A 24,076-nucleotide genomic window follows, 5' to 3' on the forward strand; every position below is an offset into this window, starting at 1 on the left:
AGGCGCCGAGCGACACCCGGCGCGGCGTCATCCGTCAGTCGTCGTCATCCTTGCGCTTGCGCCAGCGGATACCGGCGGCGATGAACCCGTCGATGTCACCGTCGAACACCGGCGCGGGGTTGCCGACCTCGTGGCCGGTGCGAAGGTCCTTCACCAGCTGCTGGCCGTACAGGAAGTACGAGCGCATCTGGTCGCCCCAGCTGGCGGTGATGGTTCCCGCGAGCTCCTTCTTCTTCGCCGCCTCCTCCTCGCGCTTGAGCAGCAGCAGGCGCGTCTGGAGCACGCGCATCGCCGCCGCGCGGTTCTGGATCTGCGACTTCTCGTTCTGCATCGACACGACGATGCCGGTGGGAAGGTGGGTGATGCGCACCGCCGAATCGGTGGTGTTCACCGACTGACCGCCCGGCCCCGAAGAGCGGAAGACGTCGACCCGGATGTCGCCCTCGGGGATGTCGACCTCGACGGCCTCCTCCATCACGGGGATCACCTCGACGGCGGCGAAGGAGGTCTGTCGCTTGTCGGCGGCACCGAACGGACTGATCCGCGCGAGGCGGTGGGTGCCGGCCTCGACCGACAGCGTGCCGTAGGCGTACGGCGCATCGATCTCGAAGGTGGCGGACTTGATCCCGGCGCCCTCCGCGTAGGAGGTGTCCATGACCTTGACGGGATACTTGTGCCGCTCAGCCCACCGCAGGTACATGCGCATCAGCATCTCGGCGAAGTCCGTGGCGTCGTCGCCGCCCGCGCCGGAGCGGATCGTCACCACGGCGGAACGGTCGTCGTACTCACCGTCGAGGAGCGTCTGCACTTCGAGCTGTCCGATCACGTCTTCCAGCTCGGCGATCTCGTGACGGGCCTCTTCGGCGGAGTCTTCGTCTTCCATCTCGTTGGCGAGTTCGACGAGCACTTCGAGGTCGTCCAGCCGCTGCTCGATGTCGGTGATGCGCTTGAGCTCGCTCTGGCGGTGGCTGAGGGCGCTGGTGACCTTCTGCGCTTTGTCCACGTCGTCCCAGAGGTCGGGGGCGCCGGCTTCCTCGCTGAGGCGCGCGATCTCGGACTCCAGGGCGTCGACGTCCACGACGGCCTTGATGTCGGAGAACGTGGACCGGAGGGCCTTGATGTCGTCGGACGGATCGAATTCGAGCATGACAGTCCAGACTAACGTGGATGACCGTGCCAGATCTGCCGCCTCGCTCCCCCGGCGCGGCGGCGGTGCTCGGCCGCTTCGCGCCGATGATCTACGGCCCGACCCTCCTCTTCGCCGTCGGGGAGGGGGCGATCCTCCCCCTCATCCCCGTGATCGCGGCACGGCTGGGCGCCGACATCGCCTCGGCAGCACTGGTGGCCTCGGCCCTCGTCGTCGGCCAGCTGTGCGGCAACATCCCCGCGGGCTACGCCGTCGCGCGCATCGGCGAACGGTTCACCATGGCGATCGCCGGTGTGCTCTCCCTCCTCGGCGTGGTGGGCATGGTGTTCGCACCGGGGCTCGGGGTCTTCGCCGCATCGGTCTTCCTCATCGGCTTCTGCGCGGCAGCGTTCGGACTCGCCCGCCACTCCTTCATGACCACACGCGTGCCGCTGTCCTTCCGCGCGCGGGCGCTGTCGCTTCTGGGGGGCACCTTCCGACTCGGGATGTTCCTCGGCCCCTTCCTGTCGGCGGGTCTTCTCGCACTCTTCGGGGACGAGACGGCGAGCATCTGGTTCTTCGGCGCCTGCCTCGCCGCGGTCATCGCGCTCGTCCTCTTCGGCCCCGATCCCGAGCAGGCCTTGATCGCCGAGCCGCATCGCAGCGGAGCCGCGCGTTCCGCGTCCGGTGAGCGGGACACCGGGGATGGGGAAAGCGACACCGGCGAGCCTGTCACCACGGGATCGGTTCCCGTCCTCGGTCGACATCGGCCACGCGAGGGCGTCTTCCGCACGATATGGCGCTACCGCGCGGTGCTCTCTCGGCTGGGCGTCGCCGCGGCATCCCTCTCCGCCGTCCGGTCCGCCCGGCAGGTCGTGCTGCCGCTCTGGGGCGTGTCCATCGGTCTCGACGCGCAGACGATCGCGCTCGTGGTGGGGGTGTCGGGTGCGATCGATTTCGCACTCTTCTACGCCAGCGGCCAGGTGATGGACCGGTTCGGCCGGCTCTGGGCGGCCCTGCCGGCCATGATCCTCATGGGGGCGGGCTTCCTGGCACTGGCGTTCACGCACGACCTCGCCTCGGCCGATATGTGGTTCGCGATGTTCGGCGCCGTGCTGGGGGTCGGCAACGGACTCTCCAGCGGCATCCTCCTGACGCTCGGCGCCGACGCCGCACCCCCGGACGATCCCGCACCCTTCCTCGGCTCCTGGCGCACGCTGACCGATGCCGGGGGTGCACTCGCACCCCTCGCCGTGTCCGCGATCGCGGCGGCGGCATCGCTGTCGGTCGCGGCGGCGGTGATCGGTGTCGTGGGATTCGTCGGCGCCGGAGCCTTCGCCCGGTGGGTGCCGCGGTTCGTGCCGCGCCCCTGACCGAGATCGGGTCGGGCGTACGCTCGAAGGATGGTCGTCGTCGGGCTCGTCTTCGCAGCGATCGCTGCCCTCATCCACGTCTACATCTTCGTGTTGGAGTCGCTGACATGGACGAGCACCCGCACCCGGAAGACCTTCGGCATCCGCAGCCTCGAGGAGGCGGAGGCGATGAGGGCGATGGCCTTCAACCAGGGGTTCTACAACCTCTTCCTGGCCGTTTCGGCTCTTCTCGGAATCGTGCTCGTCGCCGCCGGCGTCATCGCCGTGGGTGCAACCCTGGTGTTCGTGGCGACCGGATCGATGGTCGCCGCGGGCCTCGTGCTCGTCCTGTCGAATCGCCGGATGCTGCGACCCGCCGCCATCCAGGCTGTGCCGCCGCTGATCGCGGTCGTCGCGCTCGCCGTCGGACTCGCCGTCTGACCGCTCGGGTGCGCGGCGATCATCGCAGCGCGGTACGGCTGGTCGCCGTGGCCTCCAACGCCACGCCATCGGGGACGAAGAGCGTAGCGATCGGAGGCCGCCACGTGCCCGCGACCGTCACCCGGGCGGATGTTCCGTCGGGCGTGCCCGCGGCGGTGACCCGCAGATCGTCGCCCCACTGCTCCACGAGAGCGACGGCGAGTTCCCCGACGTCGTCGTCGGTCAGGAGGGCGCGCGGTTCACCGGCGTCGACCACCAGCTCGAAACCGTCCGCGCCCGCGAGTGCCGCGGCGTCGGCCGCCGCATCGACCCGCTTCTGTGCGAGGTAGAGACTCGTGGCGTCGACACACACGAGGACGACCACGAGCGCGAGCACGGCGTAGCCGAGGGTGAGGAGCAGGACGCTGCCGGTGTCGTCCGACGCGTCGGCGGCTTTCCGGCATCGACGCGTCATCCGCTCTCCCAGAATCGTGACACGCGCTGCGCGGCTGTCGCCTCCACCGGAATGACGGCGACGCGGTCCAGGCCGAATACCGGCGGCACCAGCGGGAGGGCGACGGTGGTGCGCACCCCCACGAGCAGAGTCGCACCCGCCCGCGGGCAGGCGCCGCCCGACGGAGCGCACGCGAGCGAAAGGTCGAGGCGATCGGGGTCGATGCCGTACTCCCCCGCGACCGAGGCGATGACGTGCTCGGCGCGCCGGTCGGCATCGGCGGCGTCGCTCGCACCGGCCACAGCCCGCGCGACGTGTCGGGCGCCGGCCTCCACCCCGAGCGCCTGTCCTTGGATGAGCCCGAGGGACACGACGACGTAGACGAGGGGAACGAGCAGGAGCAGACCCACGACGATGAACTCCAGTGCGGCCGAGCCGCGGTCGTCGGGGTCATCGGCGAGACCCGCGAGGTCCGTCGCCTCAGTCGAACGATTCGACGGGCGCATGGGCCTTCACCTCCATCAGACCGGGAAGACCGATCAGGCCGATCGCGGGAAGGGGCGCCCGCACGGTCACCTCCACGGCCGGGTAGCCGAAGGAGGCGGTCTCGGTGACGACGACACCGTCGGCGTACGCCGCGCCGACGGTGCGCGTGACGATCTGCGACGTACGCTCTGCACCGTCGAGGAGGGAGGTGTCGGCGAGGGCGGCGTGATACGCGCCTTCGACGGCTGCGTCATGGATGACGTTGCGGATGTAGATGCCGAGTCCGAGTTGCAGGACGCCCAGCGTGAGCGCGGTCAGCATCACGCCGACCAGGACGAACTCCACGGGTGCGGAGCCGCGCTCGTCAGCGGCATCCGCTTCCCACGGCCGGATCGGACGACCCGTGGCGCGCGCTCCCGCGGGCACCTCAGAAGCCCGAGACGCGCTCGATGGCCTGCTCGAACAGCCCCGCCAGCGCCGGACCGGCGAGGGCCCAGATCACCACGACCAGTCCGGCGGTCATCAGGGTGATCAGCACCCAGCCGGGCACGTCGCCGCGGTCGTCGGCGATCACGTCGCCGAACGCGGTCCGCGCGCGGGTCCAGTTTCGGCTCACGGACTGGCGCATGCAGTTCTCCTTTCGTCGGGGCCTCCGGGCCCTGTCATTCCGGGTGCTGAGGCGGGTGCGGATCATCCGATCCCCAACCGCAGCAGGAAGATGCCGGGGAACACAGCGAAGAGCACGCTCAGCGGCAGGATCAGGAAGACCAAGGGCACGAGCATGGCGATCTCGTTGCGCCCCGCGCGTTCGATGAGGGCTCGTTTGGCGTCTTCGCGGGCGTCCAGCGCCTGCGCGTGCAGCACCTGGGCCAGCGGCGCACCGCGGTCGATCGCAGCCGCGAGGTGATCGACCGCGCGTGAGACCGCAGGGGAATCCACCCGAGCCGCCAGATCGGTGAGGGCGTCCGCGAGCGACGATCCGGTTCCCACCGCGACGACCGCGCCGCGCAGCTCGACGGTCATCTCACCGCCCGACAGGTCGCCCACACGACGCAACGCATCGAGGATGCCTTCACCGGCAGACAGACACAGCGCGAGGAACTCGAGCACCGTAGGGAGTTCCTCCTCGATGCGGGCGCGTCGCTGCCGAGCGGCGCGTGAGAGCTGCAGATCGCAGGCGATGGCGCCCGCCGTCGCGAGCAGCGGCGGGAGAAGCACCGCCGCGGGCGATCCGCGGCCGGTCAGCATGAGCACGACGACGACCACGGCGCCGACGGTGAGGCCGGCGAGCGCGAAGCCGAGCTGGCGTCCGCGAAAGGCGGCGATGTCGCTCGTCCACGCCGCCTGGCGGAGGCGCCGCTCCACCGAGGCGGAACCGGCCAGACGCGCGGCGATCGTGTTCTGCATCCGCTGCCAGATCGCCGCCAGATCATCACCGAAGCCCCCGGTGAGGGGCGTGGCGCCGATCGGATCGGTGATGTCGCGGATGTAGGGGGCGATCCGCTGGCTGAGCGTGGCCGATCGCCAGCGCGGAGCGCGGGAGACAAGGAGCAGGATGCCGGCCCCCAGGGCGACGCCGAGCAACACCGCCAGGGACACGTCGGTCAGCGCGAGAGCGGTCATCGCGCCCACCTTCGGGCCTCGGGGAGGCGGCCGATGCGCAGCATGATGCGGAACGCGACCACCGACACCACCGCACCGCCGACGATCAGGACCATCCCCTCCGCGGTCGCATAGGCGGCAGCCCCCTCCGGACGCAGCGCCAGGAGGGCCAGGATCACCCAGGGAGCGGCGGCACCGAGGACCGCAGCGCCGCGGATCCATGACTGACGCGCGTCCACCTCTGCGCGAATCGCCGCGTCGGAACGAACTGACGCCGAAAGTGCGCGAAGCACCGTGCTCAGCTCGGTGCCGCCGACCTGACGGGCCATCCGGAGGGTCTCGACGACCCGATCGGCCACCGGGTCGGCGAGGCTGTTCTTGAGGGCGAGGATCGCCGAGTCGAAGTGCCCGGATGCCGCCAGATCGCGGGCGAAGCCGCGGAAGTTCGGACGGAGGGCGAGCGGAGCCGACTCCGCCAGACTGGCCACCGCGTCGGGAAGCGACATGCCCGCGCGCACCGAAGCGACGAGGAGGTCGCACACATCGGGCCAGAGCGATCGCCTGTTCTTCCTCATCCGGTCGCGCCGGGCCCGCACCCACCAGTAGGGGGCGACCGCCGCCCCTGCCAGGGCCACCAGCGCGAGCGGCAGCACGGCGGTGATCAGGAAGACCGACGCGGCGACGACGACGGCGAGCAGCACCGCGATGACGACGAGGGCGAGGGGAGTGACACGGGCCAGCCCGGCCTCCCGCAGGAGCTGGGTCATCCGGCCGCCCTCTGCCGCGGAGACGGCCGGTCGCTTCTCCCCGGTGGCGGGCCAGAGCCAGGGCGACAGTGCGAGCAGGATCCCAGCGGCCAGCACACCGCCCCAGAGGAGCGTCATCGCTCCCCCGCCCGATAGAGGACGCGTGACGCGATGACACCGTCGCGGACACCCGTGGGCTCGACGATCTCGCCGACGCGACGGCGCCCGTCCACCGCTCGCTCGCAGTGCACGACGAGGTCCACGCCCTGGGCGACCGCGGGGACCACGAAGGCGGCGTCGATGTTGCGGCCGGCGAGAAGCGGGAGGGTCGAGAGCTTCACCAAGGCCTCGGGCGCGGAGTTCGCGTGGATGGTCGCCGCACCCGGCACCCCGGTGTTGAGGGCGAGGAGCAGGTCCAGCGCCTCGGCGTCGCGCACCTCACCGACGACGATGCGGTCGGGGCGCATCCGCAGAGCCTCCTTGACGAGTCTGCGAAGCGTCACCTCGCCCGTTCCCTCCAGACTCGGCTGTCGCCCCTGCATGGCCACGAGATCGGGAGCCGACACCGCCAGCTCGAACGTCTCCTCCACCGTCACGATCCGGTGCGCCCGGGGGCTGGCGGCGACCAGCGCGCCGAGCAGCGTCGTCTTGCCTGCGTGGGTGGCCCCAGACACCAGGACGCTCCGCCCCTCGCCCATCGCCCGACGAAGCAGATCCGCCGCGCAAGGCTCGAGGGAACCGACCGCGACCAGCGCGTTCAGATCGCGATAGGCCGGGAGGAACTTCCGGATGTTGACGGCCCAGTGTCGCCGCGTGATGTCGGGGATGACCACGTGCAGGCGACTGCCGTCGGGAAGAGACGCGTCAACGAACGGCTGGCTGAGGTCGACCCTGCGGCCCGTCGCGTGCAGCATCCGTTCCACCAGGTCTCGGACCGCTGTGTCGGTGAGGTGCAGGGGAACCCGCTCGGGCACCCCACCTCGTGCCACATACACGCGATCAGGCGCGTTGATCCACAGCTCCTCGACCCCGGGGTCGTCGAGATAGGCCTGCAGGGGGCCGTAGCCGGTGACCTGCGCGACGACCTCGCGGACGGCGCCTGATTCGTCATCGATGGTGGCCAGACCCCGGGCCAGGGCGTAGTCGTTGTGACGCCGAACCTCGTCGGCGGCGATCCGCGCCGCCGCATCCGGGTCCTTCGTCGGATCCGCGCTCTGCGCGCGCAGCCGATCACGAACGCGAGCCACGACGACCGTGGTCGAAGCGTCGTCGAGACGGGCGGTGGAAGTCACCGGAGCATCCTTGCAAAATCGCGCCGATCGTCCCCGGATGTTATCCACAGCCCGCTTCGACGAGGCGGTGTGACGTTGGTCCCGCCCACCGTCGCGCCCGACCATCAGGCTGGCGGGATGACGACAGACCGCGGACACGACCTGATCATTGCGGCGGTCGACGGCTCACCGTCGTCGACCGAAGCGCTCCGTTACGCGTCTCGCCTGGCAGATGCCCTTCACGCGCCCCTCGACGCCGTCATCACCTGGAGCTATCCGCCCTACAGCGACCCGGCGTTCATCTCCGCGTGGTCGCCGAAGGACGATGCCACGACGATCCTCGACGACGCCATCCGACAGGCCTTCGGCGAGAACCCTCCGGCGGAGATCGGGAGGCGGGTCCTCGCCGGGGCAGCCGCCCCTACGCTCATCGAGCTCAGTGGGTCGGCCGCGATGCTCGTCGTGGGCAGTCGAGGCCTCGGCGGGTTCGCCGGTCTTCTCCTCGGCTCGGTCAGCGCCGCCTGCGCCGAGCACGCCCACTGTCCGGTCCTCGTCGTCCACCCCCGCGTCGCGCCCGCCTCCGTCGACGCGGCCGCCGTGCAGCAGAGTGCTCATCGGTGATGCTGTCACGGCGCGCCTGAGGCGACGTGTGGAGGGCAGGAGCATGACCGCGGTGGAAGGGGCGCCCAATCCCTACCTGCGCCGACCGGCGCCTGACCCGCCGACGCCGGGGGCGCTCGGTGTGCGGGAGCTCTCCGCGGACGAATGCTGGCTGCTCGTCCGTCGTCAGTCTCTCGGGAGGTTCGCTTTCCCTCAGCGGGAGCGGGCTCCGCTGGTGTTCCCGATGAACTACCTCGTCTTCGAGGACACGCTCATCGTCCGCTCGGCACCGGGGACGAAACTGGAGAACCTGCTGCACACCTCCCTCGTCACCTTCGAGCTCGATGGTACGGACCGGGCGCAGTGGTGGAGTGTCGTCATGGAGGGGTGTGTCCGGCGGATGGACGCCGACGATGAGATCGAACAGACCGGGGCTGTCGACCTGGTGTCGTGGAATCCGGTGCCGAAGTTCGATTTCCTTCGCATTACTCCCACGCTCATCACCGGCAGGAGATTCCCGAACCCGACTCGTCATCCGTCGACGGACGGACATCGCGTGCTGTGGAAGGCCCCCATCGACAACGGGCGACTCAAGCCCTCCCCCATCCCGCATCTGCCTCCCCCGCGGCAGCGCGGGACGGGTATGGACCCTGCTACGTCGAGATGAGAGAGTGCTCCTGTGATCACACCGAGTGAACCTTCCAACCGTTCGACCGTGCTGAAGAGTGCAGCCGAAGGCGCTGCGGCGGCCACCACCGTGGCCCCCGTCGTCCGCGTGGCCCTGGGGCTCCTCGGCATCGTGCAGGCCGCATTCGCGTTCCTGGCGTTCTGGGACCTCGCCCATCGAGACAGCCGGCAGGTCACCGGACCGAAGCCCGTGTGGATACCCGTCATCCTCGTCAACTGGATCGGGCCGGCGGCCTACTTCCTCTTCGGCATCAAACGCTGATCCGACGGTCGGAGCTCTCGGGTTATCCCCATGCTCCCGCGGGAACCGCTCGCCTAGACTGATCCCACCCGCGGGAGTGGTGAAACTGGCAGACACGCAGGATTTAGGTTCCTGTGCCTCCGGGCGTGTGGGTTCAAGTCCCACCTTCCGCACGCGCATTCCGTTCGTTCCACGGCGAGATGCCGCCCCTGCCGCCGCGACCCGACGGGACTCACGTGTACACCGTTCCCACCGCTCTCATCCCCTGGCTCGATCCCGCCGCGATCATCGCCGCGGCCGGCCCCTGGGCCCTTGCCGTGGTCTGCTTCATCGTGTTCGCCGAGACCGGCCTCCTGGTGGGGTTCCTCCTCCCCGGTGACACTCTGCTGATCATGGCGGGCCTGCTCTCGCACCCCTCCGAGGTGGCGCCCAACGGTGTCTTCGGCATCAGCGCATGGTGGGTGGCACTCCTGATCGGACTCGCCGCGTTCGTCGGCGGTGAAGTCGGATACCTCATCGGGCACAAGGGCGGTCCCGCGGTGTTCGAACGAAAGGAATCCGGCGTCTTCAGCCGGCGCAACGTCGAGCGCACCAATGCCTTCTTCGAGCGGTGGGGCGGACTGACGATCATCCTCGCCCGCTTCGTGCCGATCGTCCGCACCTTCGCGCCCGTGGCGGCCGGCGTCGGCCACATGCCGTGGCACCGCTACACCCTGTACAACTTCATCGGCGCGGTCATCTGGGGCTTCGGTCTGACGATGATCGGCTACGGCATCGGATTCATCCCCGGCGTCGGACAGTTCGTGACCGACTACATCGACGTGATCCTGCTCGTCGCGGTCGGCGGCACGGTGATCTTCATCGTCTGGCACTACCTCGCCGAGCGCCGGAAGGCCAAGAAGGCCGCGGCGGCGGGCGAGGACGTCGACACCGACGCCGTCGAGGCGCGCCAGCTCGTGCTCGACCCCGACGTGTTCCAGCGCGGGCCCGAGCACCGCCCGGGAACGACCCCCGAGGGCTGAGCGCCGTCCGGCCCGCCCTTCTAGGAGCGGGGCGCCGGGCGTACCCTCGGCGCATGTCCGTCATCCGCATGCCCGCCGAGGGCGAGGTCGAAGACGCTGCCGCCAGGCTGTACGCCGACGATCGCGAAACTCTCGGCTATGTGACGACCCACACCAGGGTCACCGCTCTGAACCCCGAAGCCGTCGCCGCATTCGAGCAGCTCATCCGCGCCGTCGTTCCCAGCCTCGGGATGCGACGGTACGAGCTGGTCACGCTGGCGGCGGCCGGTGCACTGGGCTCGACCTCGTGCCGCGCCCACCACGGCGTGAAGGCGCTCGGTCACATCGATGCCGACGAGCTCGAACGCATCGCCCGCGATTACCGCACGGCGGGACTCGCCCCCGACGAGGTCGCGATGATGGCCTTCGCCGAGCGACTGAGCGGGGACTCGGCGTCCATGACGTCCGAGGATGCCGCTGAGCTGCAGCGGCTCGGGTTCAGCGATCGCGAGATCGTCGACATCGCCTTCGCCGCCGCGGCGAGGAACTTCTACAGCCGGTCGCTGCACGCCCTCGGCGTCGAGCCAGACATCCCGCCCGCCCTTCCCGCGTCGCTGCGCGAGGCGCTGCTCAAGGGGAATGCGCACGCGCGAAGCGTGACGGGGCGCGGCGCTAAGACGCCTTCGCGGTCTTCTTGCGGGGCGCCTTCTTCTTCGCCGGGCCCCCCGATGCGTCCGAACCGCTCGCCTTGCCGGACGCGCCGTCATCCTTCTTCCCCGACCGTGCCGCGCGCGATCGCTCCACGCTCGCGCGCAGCGCCTCCATCAGGTCGATGACCTCACCGCCGCCCTCACCTTCGTCCTCGGTGCCGAACGTCTCGGCGGTGTCGATCGCGTCGCCCTGCTCGATCTTGGCCTTGATGAGGGTGCGCAGCTCCTCCTGGTAGTCGTCGGTGAACTCGGTCGGGTCGAAGTCGCTTGCGAAGCTGTCCACGAGGGCGGCCGACAGCTCGAGCTCTTTGCCCGAGATCTTCACGTCCTCCTCCAGCGACGGGAACGCCGCCTCGCGCACCTCGTCCGACCACAGCAGCGTCTGCAGCACAAGCACGTCTCCGCGCACGCGCAGCGCGGCGAGCCGGGTCTTCTGCCGCAGCGAGAATCGCACGATCGCGGTGCGCTCGGTCTGCTCCAGCGTGCGACGCAGCAGCACGTACGCCTTCGGCGATGCGGAGTCCGGCTCGAGGTAATACGCCTTGTCGAACAGCAGCGGGTCGACCTGGTCGCTCGGCACGAACTCGACGACGTCGATCTCGCGGCTCTTCTCGGCGGGCAGCGCGTCGAAGTCGTCCTTGGTCAGGATGACGGTCTGTTGGCCGTCGTCGTAGGCACGGTCGATATCGCTGTAGGGCACGACCTCGCCGTCGATCTCGCACACGCGCTGGTAGCGGATGCGCCCGCCGTCCTTGTTGTGCACCTGATGGAGGGACACGTCGTGATCCTCCGTGGCCGAATACACCTTGACCGGCACGTTGACCAGCCCGAACGTCAGCGCGCCCTTCCAGATCGACCTCATCACACCAGTGAACACCTGTCACACCGCTCCCGGCTACCCTTGCCCCATGCCCGGCGATGAGCAACTGGTCCGCATCGGCGGCCGCCGGCTGCGCTTGACGAACCTCGACAAGGTGCTCTATCCCGAGACGGGGACCACCAAGGGCGAGGTCATCGCCTACTACACCCGCATCGCACCCGTCCTGCTTCCCCACGTGGCCGGGAGGCCGGTGACCCGGAAGCGCTGGCCGGAGGGCGTGGGAACCGACGCACATCCGGAGATGTCGTTCTTCGCGAAAGACCTCGAGCCCGGCGCCCCCGACTGGGTGCCCCGGATGCCCATTCCCCACTCCGGCGGCACCAAGGAGTACCCGCTGGTCGAGGACCTTCCCACCCTGGTCTACCTCGCGCAGGTCGCCAGCCTCGAGCTGCACGTGCCGCAGTGGCGCTTCACGGCCGACGGCGAGCGCGGCGACGCAGACCGTCTGGTTCTCGACCTCGACCCCGGTCCCGGTGCCGGCCTCGCCGAGTGCGCGCAGGTGGCGCGATGGGCCCGCGACATCCTCGCTCCGATGGGGCTCGAACCCTATCCGGTGACGAGCGGCAGCAAGGGGTTGCAGCTCTACTGCGCGCTCCCGCCCGGCCAGACGAGCAACGGCGCCTCGCGCCTCGCGCGCGAACTCGCCCGATCGATCGAAGCCGATCACCCCGACCTCGTGGTCAGCAGCATGAAGAAGGCCGTCCGCGAGGGGCGGGTGCTGATCGACTGGAGTCAGAACAACGGTTCGAAGACGACCATCGCCCCGTATTCCCTGCGCGGTCGGCCCCAGCCGACGATCGCGACGCCGCGCACGTGGGCCGAGCTGGATGATCCGCAGCTGCGTCATCTCCGATTCGACGAGGTCCTCGACCGCGTCGAAGAGATCGGCGACCCGCTGGCGGCGCTCGATCGCGACGCCGCGCCGGATGTCCGCGTCGGCGGCGACGCACCGCTGACCGCCTACATCGCCAAGCGCACCGCCGGCGCCACGCCTGAGCCCGTTCCCTCGGCTCCCGTTGCGCATCCGACGCCTCCCGACGGGCTGCCCAGATTCGTGATCCAGGAGCATCACGCCTCTCGCCTGCACTGGGATCTGCGCCTCGAACGCGACGGTGTGCTGGTGAGCTGGGCGGTGCCCCGCGGCATCCCGCATTCGACCGCCCGCAACACGCTCGCCGTCATGACCGAAGACCACCCCATGGAGTACGCGACCTTCGAGGGCACCATCCCCGCCGGCCAGTACGGGGCCGGCACCATGACAATCTGGGACTCCGGCCACTACGAGCCCGAGAAATGGCGCGATGACGAGATCATCTTCACCGCCGAAGGCCGCCCCGGCGGTCCGCTCGGTCGGGTCCGGCTCGCCCTGATCCGCACGGAAGGTCAGGGCGAGAAGTCCTCCTGGCTCCTGCATCGCATGAAGACGGATGCCGCGGGCAGGCCGCAAGCCGATGCGCAGCCGGTCACGGCATCGCCCCCCACGCCCTCCTCGCGGCCCTCCGACCCGGAGCGGGAGCCCGATCAGAGCGAACCCGACCTCGACGCCCTCCTCGCCGCTGCGCCCGACGCATCGTGGCCGCCCCGCGGGCGCGACCTCGCCCCCATGCTCTCGACGTCGGCCACCCCGGTCCGCGCACGCTCCGACGCCCGGCGCTGGGGCTCTCCGGCGTGGGCGGAGGCGAAGTGGGACGGCATTCGTGCCATCGGGGTCTGGGACGGTCGGCGCCTACGACTCTGGGCCCGTAGCGGCAACGAGCTGACGACCCGCTATCCCGAGATCAGCGGTGTGGACGTCGCCCTCGGCGACAGTCCGGCGATCGTCGACGGCGAGCTCGTCGCCCTCGATCACGGCCGCCCGAGCTTCCCCCTCCTCCAGACTCGGATGAACCTCGTCCGCGAGGGGGACATCGCGCGCGAGGCGGCCCGCACCCCCGTGCACTACTACCTGTTCGACGTGCTCGTCGTCGAGGGGAAGGATGTCACCGGGCTGCGTCTGCGGCACCGGCGAGCGATGCTGGAGCGTCTGGCCGCGTCATCCGTTCCGGCCGTCGTGACGCCGCCGGTGTTCGAGGATGTCGACATCGCGCTCGAGACGAGCCGACAACTCCGGCTCGAGGGCGTGGTGGTCAAGGACCCGGCATCGCCGTACCGGCGGGGGGCACGGTCGGAGTCGTGGCTGAAGGTCAAGCTGACGCGCACCCAGGAGGTCGTCATCGCAGGGATCCGGCCGGGTCAGGGCGGCCGGGCCCGCACCTTCGGCTCTCTCCTGCTCGGCATACCGGGCGAGGAGGGTCTGCGCTATGCGGGGCGTGTCGGAACGGGTTTCACCGACCGGGACCTCCGAGCGCTTCAGGAGCGTCTGACCCCCCTCACCACGGATCGGAACCCTCTCGTGGGCGTACCCGCCGTCGACACCCGAGGAGTGCAGTGGGTTCGTCCCGAACTGGTGGGCGAGGTCGAGTTCGGCGAATTCACCCCGACGGGCATCCTGCGTCACTCGCGCTGGCGAGGGCTTCGTCCCGACAAGCATGCCGATGAGGTCGTCCGCGAGGACTGATCAGGCGTGGGCGTCATGCTCGACGTGCCCGGCGCCTTCGACCTGGAAAGTCGAGTGGGCCACGTCGAAATGCTCGGAGAGGCAGCCCTGCAGATCGCGCAGCACGGCGTCGGACCGGCCCGTCATGATGACGTCCGGCGACACGACCACGTGCGCGCTGAAGACCGGCGCACCGCGGGTGAGCTGCCACACGTGGACGTCGTGCACGTCGACGACGCCTGGGGTGCCGAGGATGTGCGCGCGGATGTCGCGGACCTCCATGCCCCGCGGCGCGGCTTCACTGAGAACAGAGGCGACTTCTCGAAGGAGCGTGACCGCCCGCGGAACGATCATCGCCGCGATCGCGAGCGACGCGACCGCATCGGCGGGTGCCCAGCCGGTCATGAGGATCACGACCGCGGCGATGATCACCGCGATCGAGCCGAGGAGGTCGCCGAGCACTTCGAGATAGGCGCCGCGGACGTTGAGGTTGGTCTTCTGTGCAGCACTGAGAAGCCACAGGGCGGCGCCGTTGGCGACGAGACCGATCACCGCGACGACGAGCATCACGCCACCGGCGACCTCCACCTCGGCGGGGTCGATCAGGCGCGAGACGGCCTCGATGCCGATCCACACCGCGAGGATGATCAGGATGACGCCGTTGGCGAGTGCTCCGAAGACCTCCGCTCGCTGGTAGCCGTAGGTGCGACGGTCGGTGGCAGGGCGCGCCGCCACGACGGCGGCGAGGAGGGCGATGACCAGGCCCGCCGCATCGGTGAACATGTGCGCGGCATCGGCGATGAGGGCGAGCGATCCGGAGAGGATCGCCCCGACCACCTGGACCACCATGACGGCGGCGGTGATCCCGAGCGAGACCGCCAGGAGCCGGCGGCTAGAGGCGCTTCGCCAGCCGCCGGCGGGCTCGGGATGGTTGTGCACCCCTCCAGGCTAGATCTGGGGGGAGGTTCCGGGTGAGCCGGGCGCGCCTGTCGGGAATGAGACTCCTTTTCAGCCGCCGCCGGCCCGCAAGCACAGACTCACAGGGCTGACAGCAGCGGCGCGAGGCGCTCGAAAGCGCGGGCCCGATGGGACTGGGCGTTCTTCTCCCCCGCTTCCCACTCGCCGACCGTTCGCTCCGACGCGCTCGGCTGGGCGTCGGGGATGAAGATCGGGTCGTAGCCGAAGCCGCCCGTCCCCCGCTCGGCGGTGGCCAGCCGGCCCGGCCAGATGCCCTCCACCGTCTGTTCCTGCCCGCCGGGTACGACCAGGGCGATCACCGAGACGAACTGCGCCGCCCGATGGGGGTCGCGGACATCGGACAGCTGATCCAGCAGCAGGCTCCTGTTGGCGGCATCGTCCTTGCGATGCCCCGCCCAGTACGCCGAAAACACCCCCGGCGCTCCGCCGAGCACATCGACCCGGATGCCGGAGTCGTCGGCGAGAGCGGGAAGACCGGTGTGCTGGGCGGCCGCCCGCGCCTTGATCAGCGCATTCGCGGCGAAGGTCACTCCGTCTTCGACGGGCTCCGGACCGTCGTATCCCGAGACCTCGAGGTCGGGACGCACCCGCGCGACGATCGCCTGGAACTCGGCGACCTTGTGGGCGTTGTGGGTGGCGAGGACGATCCGCTGCGGCATCCTCACTCCTCACCGGCCCCCAGCGATGCCGCCTGGATCTCGCGGAGATCGGCGCAGCCGGTCAGGGCCAGTTCGAGCAGGGCGTCGAGCTCGCGCTTGTCGAAGGGCGCCCCCTCGGCCGTGCCCTGCACCTCGACGAAGAGCCCTCGGCCGGTGACCACGACGTTCATGTCGGTCTCGGCGCGCACGTCTTCGACGTAGGCGAGGTCGAGGAGCGGCTCGCCGTCGACGATTCCGACCGAGACCGCCGAGACGGAGTCGTGGAGCACCTGAGCGCGCTGACCGATGAACTTGCGCTCCCGACCCCAGGCGATGGCGTCGGCGAGGGCGACGTAGGCGCCGGTGATCGCGGCCGTGCGCGTGCCGCCGTCGGCCTGGAGCACGTCGCAGTCGATCACGATGGTGTTCTCGCCGAGCGCCTTGGTGTCCACGACCGCACGCAGCGCGCGACCGATGAGGCGGGAGATCTCGTGGGTGCGGCCTCCGATCCGGCCCTTCACGCTCTCACGGTCGTTGCGATCATTGGTGGCGCGCGGGAGCATCGCGTACTCGGCGGTGACCCAGCCCCTTCCCTTGCCGGTGAGCCAGCGGGGCACGCCGTTGGTGAAGGAGGCGGTGCACAGCACCCGGGTTCCGCCGAACGAGATCAGCGCGGATCCCTCCGCCTGCGTGCTCCACCCCCGCTCGATCGTGATGGGGCGGAGATCGTCGGGGCGGCGACCGTCGGCACGGGTGATCTCGGACATGTGTCTCCTTCAGGCCCGGGACGCGGGCAGGTCGATGGCGCCGGTGTGGACGAGACGCACGTCGCGCACCTCGCGTCCCATCAGGCGGTGGGCAAGGCGAACGAAGTCGTCGGCCGAGGCGCCGGTGGCCTCGTACACGTGGCGCGCGACGGCGTCGGGTCCGGCGAGCAGGTCGCGGCTGACGAGCTGGCGGTAGACGTCCTTGGCGGTCTCGGTGTCGCTGGAGACGAGGCTCACACCCTGTCCCATGACATAGCTGATCGCTCCCTCGAGGAAGGGGTAGTGCGTACAGCCGAGGACGAGGGTGTCGACGCCGGCATGGCGGAGTGGGGCGAGATACTCCTCGGCGGTCGCGAGGACCCGCGGCGTGTCGGTCTCCCCCGCTTCGACGAAGTCGACGAAGGCGGGGCAGGCCTGGGCGAACACCTCCAGCCGGGCGTTGACCTCGAGCATGTCCTGGTAGGCGCCCGAACCGATCGTCCCGTCCGTGCCGATGACACCGATCCGACCGTTGCGCGTCGTCGACATCGCGGTGCGGACGGCGGGACCGATGACTTCGACGACCGGCACGTCGTAGCGCTCGCGCGCGTCACGCAGCATCGCAGCCGACGCCGTGTTGCACGCGATGACGAGCATCTTCACGCCCTCCTCGACGAGGGTGTCGAGGACCTCCAGGGCGTAGCGACGCACGTCGGCGATGGGTTTGGGCCCGTACGGCGAGCGGGCGGTGTCGCCGATGTAGAGGATCGACTCGCGCGGCAGCTGCGCCGAGACGGCACGGGCGACGGTCAGACCGCCGACCCCCGAGTCGAAGATTCCGATCGGCGCATCGTTCACGATCAACCAGCCTACGCCGCGGCGCCCCCGCGTCCCGCCCGTCGATAGAGTGACCGCCATGAGCCCTTCCGCCGCGCCGTCCAGCGCGCTCCTGACCGATCGGTACGAGCTGACCATGCTCGACGCGGCCCTCCGGGACGGGACGGCCGCGCGCCGCTGCGTGTTCGAGCTCTTCGGCCGGCGCCTTCCCGGCGCGCGCCGTTTCGGCGTTGTCGCCGGGACCGGCCGGTTCCTGCAGCAGTTGGCCGACTACCGTTTCGGTGACGACGAGCTGCGGTTTCTCCGCGACCACCGCGTGGTGGATGCGGAGACCCTCCGCTTCCTCGAGCAGTACCGCTTCACGGGCACGATCCACGGCTACCGCGAGGGTGAGGCCTATTTCCCCGGCTCGCCGATCCTCGTCGTCGAGAGCACCTTCGCCGAGGCCGTCGTCCTGGAGACCCTGGCGCTGAGCGTCATGAACCACGACTCCGCGGTGGCGACCGCGGCCGCCCGAATGAGCGTCGCCGCCGGCGACCGCCCGCTCGCCGAGATGGGGTCGCGGCGAGCGCAGGAGCGCTCGGCCGTCGCTGCGGCGCGTGCGGCCTACATCGCCGGTTTCTCCGCGACCAGCAACCTGGAGGCCGGCAGGGCGTGGGGCGTTCCGACGATGGGGACGGCCGCGCACGCCTGGACCCTCCTGCACGACACCGAGGAGGACGCCTTCCGCTCGCAGATCGACGCGCTCGGGGTGGAGACCACGTTGCTCGTGGACACCTACGACATCGACACGGGTGTGGAGACTGCGGTGCGGGTCGCCGGGTCCGAGCTCGGCGGGGTGCGGATCGACTCGGGCGACCTCCCCACCGTCGCTGCGGCGGTGCGCGCGCAGCTCGACCGTCTCGGTGCCACGCGAACGAAGATCACGGTGACTAGCGACCTCGACGAATTCGCGATCGCCGCCCTTGCGGCCTCACCCGTGGACTCGTACGGGGTCGGAACCTCCGTGGTGACCGGGTCGGGATCACCGACCGCCGGCATGGTCTACAAGCTGGTCGCAAGACAGAATGCCGCGGGCGGCTGGGTGCCCGTGGCGAAGGCCTCGACCGACAAGGCCTCCCGCGGTGGCCGGAAGACCGCCTTCCGTACTCTGGAGGCGGGTACCGCGACATCCGAACTCATCGCGGTCTCCGACGGATTCGAACGGATGGCGACCGCCGTCGACCATCCCGATGCTCGGCCGCTCCAGGTGGCGCTGGTGGAGGCCGGGGACACCGATGCGGCCGCGCTCGGATCGGACGGAGTCGCCCGGGCCCGCGTGCATCACGCCCGTGTTCGCGAGGAACTCCCCGTCAAGGCGCTCGCGCTCAGCCGCTCCGATCCGGCGCTGCCGACGGTCTTCGTCGACGTCGCGTGAGCGCTCAGACCATCGATTCGTAGATCTCTTTGCAGGTCGGGCAGACCGGGAACTTCTCGGGGTCGCGGCCAGGCGTCCACTTCTTGCCGCACAGCGCCCGCACAGGCTTGCCCGTCATCGCCGACTCGAGGATCTTGTCCTTCTTGACGTAATGCGAGAACCGCTCGTGGTCTCCCGGCTCGAGGCTCTCTTCCCGAATGAGCTCTTCGAGTTCGCGGTCGAGGGTGGCGAGGCCGCCCTGGTCAGGGCTGTCGAGGGGCGTGCTCATGAGGGAAAAGTGTACCCGCGCTGTCGGACGCCCGGCAGGACCGACGGCTCACGACGACTCGGCGAACTCCATGATGCGGCTCCCCCGCCGCTCGAAGACGGCGGAGCCGACCGCGATGCCGGCGATCGCCGTGAAGCCCCCGATCGCAAGGCCGCCCCAGAGAGCGAGGGTCGTCGCCTCCTCGTCTCCGCCGAGAGACAGCCATCCCCACCACGCCACGGGGGCGCTCAACACCATCGCACCGATCATGACGAACGCCTGAGCGAGCGCTCCGCCCGAACCCGTGCGCTGCGGCTGCTGGAAGGGACTGTCTCCGGGACGGGTCACGGGGTAGGGCCAGGTCGCCGACGTGATGCTCGAGAGCCCGAGCCCGCACAGGAACAGCGCGGCGCAGAGCCCGGTCATCGTCGGCAGCGCCGACCACCGGCCGTGGAGCGAGATGCTGATCGGAACCGCCACCGCCAGCAGGACGACGCCGATGAGGATGATCGGGACGAGTCGCCCGATGCGATCCGAGGCGCCGCGAACACCGCTGCCGATGTGCATCCACACCGCGGTGGAGTCGTACGCGAGATCGTTGTGGGGCAGCCATCCGAAGAAGAGCGCGGCGACCGGCACGGGGACGAGCACCGCGATCTCCAGCGGCACACCCGCCACTAGGAGCGGCACGACGGTGAGCGCGGCGGCGACCGGGATCACCAGTACGTTGACCAGATACCGCCTGTCGGTCAACCAGTACAGCAGGCTTCGCGCGGCGATCGCGCCGCCCGGAGTGCCCGGGGCGACAGCGAACCAGCCGAGACCACCGCGCTCACGACCGGTGAGCGGACGCTCGGATGTGGTGAGGAGGACCCGGACCAGCCAGAACCACAAGCCGGTGAGCGCGGCGACGGTGAGGAAGGCCACGAGGAACGACAGCGGGGCGGCCTCGGCCCCGGTCACCACCAGTCCAGGGAAGGCCCACGCCGCACCGAGCGGTGTGAGGGCGAGGATCTCGACCGCCTCCGACAGCTGAGACGGAACGGTTCCGCGCCACTCCAGCGACGCGAGGAACACGCCGACCGGCACGACGACGACGAGGACGGCGAGGATGAACAGTCCGGTGAGTTCGCGAGAGCGGCGCTCGCGCAGGAACAGGGACGTGACCGCCATCCCGACGCGCGCGAGCAGGCCGCAGGTGACGACAGCGAGGATGATGCCGAGCGCGCTCGCCCACCACGGCGTGCCGAGCTCGCCCCAGGTGACGCCGGCCGCCACGGCGACGGCCGTCAGCGCAGCGATCGGTACGCTCACCAGCCCGACGGCCGCGATCGTCGCGGCGAGCGGGGCCGGGGCGAGCCCCAGAACGGCGAACCGGCGGGGATCGAGCGGGTCCGAGACCGAGGCCACGACCGGCGCGAGCGCGAACCCGAGGGTGACCCCCGAACCGCCGAGCACCGTCACGGCGAGCACGACGCCCGCGCGCGCGTCGGCCAGCGTCAGCAATGCCCAGCAGCCGGCCACGACTGCCGCGATGAGCACGATCGATCCGAGGATCATCCGGGTGAGGTGGCGTCGATCGCCGCGCAGGGCACCGATGACGAGAGCGATCCTCAGTCGGAGAACGTGTGCAACCACTCCAGGCCTTCCACATCGCTCAGGCCTCCGGCCAGCTCGATGAAGCGCTGCTCGAGCGTCAATTCGCCGCGCACCTCGTCGATGGTGCCCTCTGCCAGGACTTGCCCCGCCACGATGACCGCGACCCGGGAGCAGACCCGCTCCACGAATTCCATCCCGTGACTGGACAGGATGACCGTCCCGCCGTGCGAGACGTAGGCCGACAGGATGTCGAGGATCACCGCGCTCGAGACCGGGTCGACCGACTCGAACGGTTCATCCAAGACCAGGAGCCGCGGCGAGTGGATCAGCGCACCGGCCAGCATGATCTTCTTCACCATCCCGGCGGAGTAGTCCGAGACCACGCGGTGGAGCGCGTCGGTGAGGTCGAACGCGCGGGCGAGGTCTGCGCTGCGCGCCTCGACCACCGACGAGGGGAGCCCCCGGAGCACGCCGTAGTAGTAGAGGAGCTGACGTCCGGTGAGACGGTCGAAGGTGCGCAGCCGGTCGGGCAGCACACCCATGAGCTTCTTGGCCTGCAAGGGCTTCGCGCCGGCGTCGACGTCGCCGACCCGGATGGTGCCCCGGTCGGGTCGCAGCAGCCCGGCGATCATCGACAGGGTGGTCGTCTTGCCCGCACCGTTCGGGCCCACCAGCCCATAGAAGGTGCCGGCGGGGATGGTGAGGTCGATTCCGTCGACCGCCCGCGTTCCACCGAATGATTTCGACACCCCGCGCACCGTGAGGGCCGCGTGGTCGATGTCGGGCTCGGGGAGGTCGAGGCTGTCGGCGAGTGACAGCGGGGGGCTGTCGTGGAGACGGGAGGCTTCCGTCTCCCCGGGTGTCTCGACGGAACCGGAAGGAGGCTCGTCGAGAGTCGTCTCCGGGCTCGGGGGCTCCTCGACCGGGGGCTCCTGCACCGGGGGCTCCTGCACCGGGGACTCCTCGACCGGGGACTCCTCGACCGGGGACTCCTCGACCGGGGGTTCCTGCACCGGGACCGCTGCGGACGGCACGGGCAGGGGCGGGCGGGGAGGGATGACGATCGCGTCGTCGCGCACCGAGGGCAGCGGCGGCACGGGCGGCACGATGACGGCGTCGGTGTCGGGGAAAGCAGGTCTCGGCGTCGACACCGGCTCGCCGACGACGCCCGGGACATCGGTGCTCGGGCTCGAGGGGGGCGCGTCGCGCGGCGGGGCGGTGGTCTTCTGCGCCGGAGTCTTCCGTGCGGGGGTCTTCCGTGCGGGACTCTTCCGCGCCGGGCTCTTCCGCGGCGCCCGAGGTGCGCGCGGCGGAGCCCCCGCGCTCTGCGCCTTCGCCTCCGCCGCTGATTCGGTCGCCTCCGGGGCGGCGGCCGACTTCGCATCATCCTCTGAGTCGGATGCCGCCAGGGGCGGAACGAGCTTGATCTCGACCTCACGCGCCACAACGCCGTGGTCGTCGCTGTCGGCGCGAGCCGTGTCAGCGTCGTCGGGCATCGGGAGTGAGGGAGTCACTTCATCACGCTATCAAGCGCATCCGATTCGGCGAACGGGTTGTGAGGGAACCGTCATCGTTCGATATATCACAAACCTGCAACGACGGGAAGGTATTATGCCTCCTCACAGGGGACATGGCTACCATCAGATGGGCACAACGGAGTGTCCAGTCGGTTAACCGACAGTGAATCACACACTCCAGGAGCAGATCTTGACCGTTCAGACCGTAATTCTCGCCGCGGGCATGGGCTCGCGGCTCGGCCGCAGCCTGCCCAAGCCGCTCACGGAGCTGAACGACGGCCGCAGCATCATGCGGCAGCAGCACGACAACATCCGGGCCGCATTCGGCGACGATGCCCGCATCACCACGGTCGTCGGCTACCGCGCCGAGGCCATCGTCGATGCTTTCCCCCAGGCGGATTACGTCTACAACGACCGGTACGACCAGACGAACACCTCCAAGTCGTTGCTGCGCGCCCTGGGCGCGACCGGCAAGGGCGGCGTGTTGTGGATGAACGGCGACGTCGTGTTCGACCCGCGGGTTCTCGGCCGGGCCATCGACCTCATCGAGAACGACCGCTCCTTCGTCACCGTCAACACCGCCAAGGTCTCGGAAGAGGAGGTCAAGTACACCCTCGACGAAGACGGTTTCGTCAAGGAGCTCTCCAAGACCGTGGTGGGCGGGATCGGCGAGGCTGTCGGCATCAACTACATCTCCAGCCGCGACAAGCGCGCCTTCATCCGCCAGCTGAACCGCGTAGCCGATCAGGACTACTTCGAGCGCGCGCTCGAGCTGGCGATCATCGAGGACGGCCTGCAGCTGCGCGTGATGGACATCTCCGACCTCTACGCGGTCGAAGTGGACTTCGCCGAGGATCTCGAGCGGGCGAACCTCTTCGTCTGATTCTTCCGGCGCGTCGCTCGCCGGCCGACCGAAGTCAACACCCAGGGCGCAGACGCCCCTCTCGTAGGATCGCCGGCATGGCTGAGAAGGTGCACCGCATCCATTCGATGACCGACGACGCGCCATGGCACGGCGGCCTTCCGCCTGCCGGGTCCGACGAGCACCCGCACGTCGTCCGTCTCTTGGATCGGGTACTGGCCATCCAGCGTCCCGTGGTGCTCGCGCATCTGCGGAGCATCCGGCTTCGACACCCCGACGCGACACCGGCTCAGATCATCCGCATCCTCGAACGCCGCTACCTCACCGCCGTCACCACAGGCGGGGCGGCCGTCGGTGCGACTGCCGTCGTGCCCGGCGTCGGCACCGGGGTCACCCTCGCCCTCAGCGGCGTGGAGACCATCGGCTTCCTCGAAGCGACGACGCTCTTCGCTCAATCGATCGCCGAAGTGCACGGGATCGCGGTCTCCGACCCCGATCGGGCACGCGCGCTGGTCCTCACCATGATGCTCGGCACCGAAGGCGTGGACCTGCTGCGTCAGCTCGCCCAGCAAGCGAGCGGCAAAGGTCCGGGGCGCGACTCGTACTGGGGCGAGATCATCACCACTTCCCTCCCCCGCGCGGCGGTCGGGCCTCTGGTCGACCGCTTGAAGTCGACCTTCATCCGGCAGTTCGCCGCCCGAGGAGGCGCGAGCTGGCTGGGTAAGGCGCTCCCCTTCGGCATCGGGGCGGCGGTCGGAGGCGCGGGCAACCACATCCTCGGTCGACGCGTGCTCGTCGGATCGCGGCGCGCCTTCGGGCTTCCGCCGGAGATCCTTCCGGCCGATGTGGAGCCGCGGCCCGGAGCACAGCGAATGGAGTCGGCAGCCGTGGGAGGCCTGCGACGCGCCGGGGCGATGGTCGCTGGCGCGACCGGCACGGTGGTGCGCGCGGTCGGTCCTGGACGACGGAGAAGCAGAGCGCAGCGCACCGTAGGCGCGACCGCTCCAGACGGTGGCGAACCGACGGGGTGACGCGGGATCCGACGAACGACGAGACCTCCGACGGCAATCAGCGCCCCGGCGGGCGGACACAGATATCCGGTTCAACCTGGGGTTGAGGGTTT

General features: G+C 69.9%; 27 protein-coding genes and 1 tRNA gene. 11 read left to right on the plus strand and 17 right to left on the minus strand.

The genetic code is table 11. From position 1 onward, the window contains the following. Nucleotides 1–34: 34 nt before the first annotated feature. Nucleotides 35–1,147, minus strand: a complete 1,113-nt coding sequence (gene prfB, locus FBY40_RS11800; RefSeq protein WP_141938918.1) for a peptide chain release factor 2 — start codon at nt 1,145–1,147, stop codon at nt 35–37. Between the two features lie 20 nt (nt 1,148–1,167). Between prfB and FBY40_RS11805 the strand changes: the two genes are divergently transcribed. Both FBY40_RS11805 and FBY40_RS11810 read left to right on the plus strand, forming a co-directional pair. After that, on the plus strand, nt 1,168–2,499 hold the full coding sequence (locus FBY40_RS11805; RefSeq protein WP_235014835.1) for an MFS transporter: 1,332 nt from the start codon (nt 1,168–1,170) through the stop codon (nt 2,497–2,499). A gap of 30 nt (nt 2,500–2,529) precedes the next feature. Next, the gene (locus FBY40_RS11810; RefSeq protein ID WP_141938921.1) at nt 2,530–2,919 is read left to right on the plus strand and encodes a DUF1304 domain-containing protein; all 390 of its coding nucleotides are present in this window, start codon (nt 2,530–2,532) and stop codon (nt 2,917–2,919) included. A 19-nt stretch (nt 2,920–2,938) separates the two neighbouring features. Here the strand turns inward: FBY40_RS11810 and FBY40_RS11815 are convergent, their stop codons facing one another. The 7 genes from FBY40_RS11815 to FBY40_RS11845 all read right to left on the minus strand — a co-directional run bounded on the left by FBY40_RS11815 (nt 2,939) and on the right by FBY40_RS11845 (nt 7,478). Further along, complete coding sequence (locus tag FBY40_RS11815; protein WP_141938923.1) at nt 2,939–3,373, minus strand: pilus assembly protein TadG-related protein; 435 nt, start codon at nt 3,371–3,373, stop codon at nt 2,939–2,941. Then, nucleotides 3,370–3,858 carry a TadE family protein gene (locus tag FBY40_RS11820; protein WP_141938925.1) on the minus strand — a complete coding sequence of 163 codons (489 nt, stop codon included), beginning with the start codon at nt 3,856–3,858 and terminating at the stop codon, nt 3,370–3,372. The genes FBY40_RS11815 and FBY40_RS11820 overlap by 4 nt, the downstream gene beginning before the upstream one ends. After that, complete coding sequence (locus FBY40_RS11825; protein WP_235014838.1) at nt 3,833–4,264, minus strand: TadE/TadG family type IV pilus assembly protein; 432 nt, start codon at nt 4,262–4,264, stop codon at nt 3,833–3,835. Before FBY40_RS11825 ends, FBY40_RS11820 begins: the two co-directional genes overlap by 26 nt. 1 nt (nt 4,265) lies before the next feature. Next, nucleotides 4,266–4,466, minus strand: a complete 201-nt coding sequence (locus tag FBY40_RS11830; protein WP_141938927.1) for a hypothetical protein — start codon at nt 4,464–4,466, stop codon at nt 4,266–4,268. Nucleotides 4,467–4,528: 62 nt separating this feature from the next. Then, nucleotides 4,529–5,461, minus strand: a complete 933-nt coding sequence (locus tag FBY40_RS11835; RefSeq protein WP_141938930.1) for a type II secretion system F family protein — start codon at nt 5,459–5,461, stop codon at nt 4,529–4,531. After that, nucleotides 5,458–6,324 (minus strand): type II secretion system F family protein, encoded by an 867-nt coding sequence (locus tag FBY40_RS11840; protein WP_141938932.1) that lies wholly within the window; start codon nt 6,322–6,324, stop codon nt 5,458–5,460. The genes FBY40_RS11835 and FBY40_RS11840 overlap by 4 nt, the downstream gene beginning before the upstream one ends. Next, nucleotides 6,321–7,478: a CpaF family protein gene (locus FBY40_RS11845; RefSeq protein ID WP_235014840.1), complete on the minus strand. Its 1,158-nt coding sequence runs from the start codon at nt 7,476–7,478 to the stop codon at nt 6,321–6,323. The genes FBY40_RS11840 and FBY40_RS11845 overlap by 4 nt, the downstream gene beginning before the upstream one ends. Nucleotides 7,479–7,595: 117 nt before the next feature. Here FBY40_RS11845 and FBY40_RS11850 point away from each other — a divergent pair, with 117 nt between their 5' ends. From FBY40_RS11850 to FBY40_RS11870, 5 genes are all read left to right on the plus strand, one after another. Then, nucleotides 7,596–8,078, plus strand: coding sequence for a universal stress protein (locus tag FBY40_RS11850; protein WP_141938934.1), 483 nt, complete (start codon nt 7,596–7,598; stop codon nt 8,076–8,078). Between the two features lie 43 nt (nt 8,079–8,121). Further along, the gene (locus FBY40_RS11855) at nt 8,122–8,724 is read left to right on the plus strand and encodes a pyridoxamine 5'-phosphate oxidase family protein (RefSeq protein ID WP_141938935.1); all 603 of its coding nucleotides are present in this window, start codon (nt 8,122–8,124) and stop codon (nt 8,722–8,724) included. A 48-nt stretch (nt 8,725–8,772) separates the two neighbouring features. Further along, nucleotides 8,773–9,006 (plus strand): PLDc N-terminal domain-containing protein, encoded by a 234-nt coding sequence (locus FBY40_RS11860; protein ID WP_235014842.1) that lies wholly within the window; start codon nt 8,773–8,775, stop codon nt 9,004–9,006. Between the two features lie 70 nt (nt 9,007–9,076). Continuing rightward, a tRNA-Leu gene (locus FBY40_RS11865) sits at nt 9,077–9,158 on the plus strand. A 63-nt stretch (nt 9,159–9,221) separates the two neighbouring features. Next, on the plus strand, nt 9,222–10,007 hold the full coding sequence (locus FBY40_RS11870) for a DedA family protein (RefSeq protein WP_235014844.1): 786 nt from the start codon (nt 9,222–9,224) through the stop codon (nt 10,005–10,007). A gap of 20 nt (nt 10,008–10,027) precedes the next feature. On the opposite strand, the gene FBY40_RS17335 is transcribed toward FBY40_RS11870, so the two are convergent. Further along, complete coding sequence (locus FBY40_RS17335) at nt 10,028–10,633, minus strand: hypothetical protein (RefSeq protein ID WP_160141392.1); 606 nt, start codon at nt 10,631–10,633, stop codon at nt 10,028–10,030. A gap of 25 nt (nt 10,634–10,658) precedes the next feature. Beyond that, entirely contained in the window at nt 10,659–11,558 is a 900-nt protein-coding gene (gene ku, locus FBY40_RS11880; protein ID WP_141938938.1) for a non-homologous end joining protein Ku, read from the minus strand. A gap of 46 nt (nt 11,559–11,604) precedes the next feature. On the opposite strand from ku, the gene FBY40_RS11885 reads away from it, so the two are divergent. Further along, nucleotides 11,605–14,133, plus strand: a complete 2,529-nt coding sequence (locus FBY40_RS11885; RefSeq protein ID WP_141938940.1) for an ATP-dependent DNA ligase — start codon at nt 11,605–11,607, stop codon at nt 14,131–14,133. On the opposite strand, the gene FBY40_RS11890 is transcribed toward FBY40_RS11885, so the two are convergent. The 4 genes from FBY40_RS11890 to murI all read right to left on the minus strand — a co-directional run bounded on the left by FBY40_RS11890 (nt 14,134) and on the right by murI (nt 17,332). Beyond that, nucleotides 14,134–15,051 (minus strand): cation diffusion facilitator family transporter, encoded by a 918-nt coding sequence (locus tag FBY40_RS11890; protein ID WP_141938941.1) that lies wholly within the window; start codon nt 15,049–15,051, stop codon nt 14,134–14,136. It abuts the gene before it with no gap. Between the two features lie 98 nt (nt 15,052–15,149). Beyond that, nucleotides 15,150–15,749 carry an RdgB/HAM1 family non-canonical purine NTP pyrophosphatase gene (gene rdgB / locus FBY40_RS11895; protein ID WP_141938943.1) on the minus strand — a complete coding sequence of 200 codons (600 nt, stop codon included), beginning with the start codon at nt 15,747–15,749 and terminating at the stop codon, nt 15,150–15,152. A 2-nt stretch (nt 15,750–15,751) separates the two neighbouring features. Then, nucleotides 15,752–16,495, minus strand: a complete 744-nt coding sequence (rph, locus tag FBY40_RS11900; protein WP_141938944.1) for a ribonuclease PH — start codon at nt 16,493–16,495, stop codon at nt 15,752–15,754. Nucleotides 16,496–16,504: 9 nt separating this feature from the next. Then, a complete protein-coding gene (gene murI, locus FBY40_RS11905; protein WP_141938946.1) occupies nt 16,505–17,332 on the minus strand; it encodes a glutamate racemase in 828 nt (275 codons plus the stop codon). Between the two features lie 58 nt (nt 17,333–17,390). Between murI and FBY40_RS11910 the strand changes: the two genes are divergently transcribed. Then, nucleotides 17,391–18,728, plus strand: a complete 1,338-nt coding sequence (locus tag FBY40_RS11910; RefSeq protein WP_141938948.1) for a nicotinate phosphoribosyltransferase — start codon at nt 17,391–17,393, stop codon at nt 18,726–18,728. 4 nt (nt 18,729–18,732) lie between these two features. Here FBY40_RS11910 and FBY40_RS11915 read toward each other — a convergent pair whose 3' ends face one another. Genes FBY40_RS11915 through FBY40_RS17670 form a run of 3 tightly spaced genes read right to left on the minus strand, consistent with a single transcriptional unit; the run spans nt 18,733 to nt 22,088 of the window. Further along, nucleotides 18,733–18,996, minus strand: coding sequence for a DUF3039 domain-containing protein (locus FBY40_RS11915; protein ID WP_124293512.1), 264 nt, complete (start codon nt 18,994–18,996; stop codon nt 18,733–18,735). Between the two features lie 48 nt (nt 18,997–19,044). Next, complete coding sequence (locus FBY40_RS11920) at nt 19,045–20,613, minus strand: hypothetical protein (RefSeq protein WP_141938949.1); 1,569 nt, start codon at nt 20,611–20,613, stop codon at nt 19,045–19,047. Continuing rightward, the gene (locus FBY40_RS17670) at nt 20,589–22,088 is read right to left on the minus strand and encodes an ATP-binding cassette domain-containing protein (protein WP_327437041.1); all 1,500 of its coding nucleotides are present in this window, start codon (nt 22,086–22,088) and stop codon (nt 20,589–20,591) included. The genes FBY40_RS11920 and FBY40_RS17670 overlap by 25 nt, the downstream gene beginning before the upstream one ends. Nucleotides 22,089–22,281: 193 nt before the next feature. Between FBY40_RS17670 and FBY40_RS11935 the strand changes: the two genes are divergently transcribed. Together FBY40_RS11935 and FBY40_RS11940 are read left to right on the plus strand one after the other, a co-directional pair. Next, nucleotides 22,282–22,974, plus strand: coding sequence for a phosphocholine cytidylyltransferase family protein (locus FBY40_RS11935; RefSeq protein WP_141938954.1), 693 nt, complete (start codon nt 22,282–22,284; stop codon nt 22,972–22,974). 77 nt (nt 22,975–23,051) lie between these two features. Beyond that, a complete protein-coding gene (locus FBY40_RS11940) occupies nt 23,052–23,984 on the plus strand; it encodes a hypothetical protein (protein WP_141938955.1) in 933 nt (310 codons plus the stop codon). Nucleotides 23,985–24,076 lie beyond the last annotated feature (92 nt).

Source organism: Microbacterium sp. SLBN-154 (genome assembly GCF_006715565.1).
Lineage (GTDB): Bacteria > Actinomycetota > Actinomycetes > Actinomycetales > Microbacteriaceae > Microbacterium.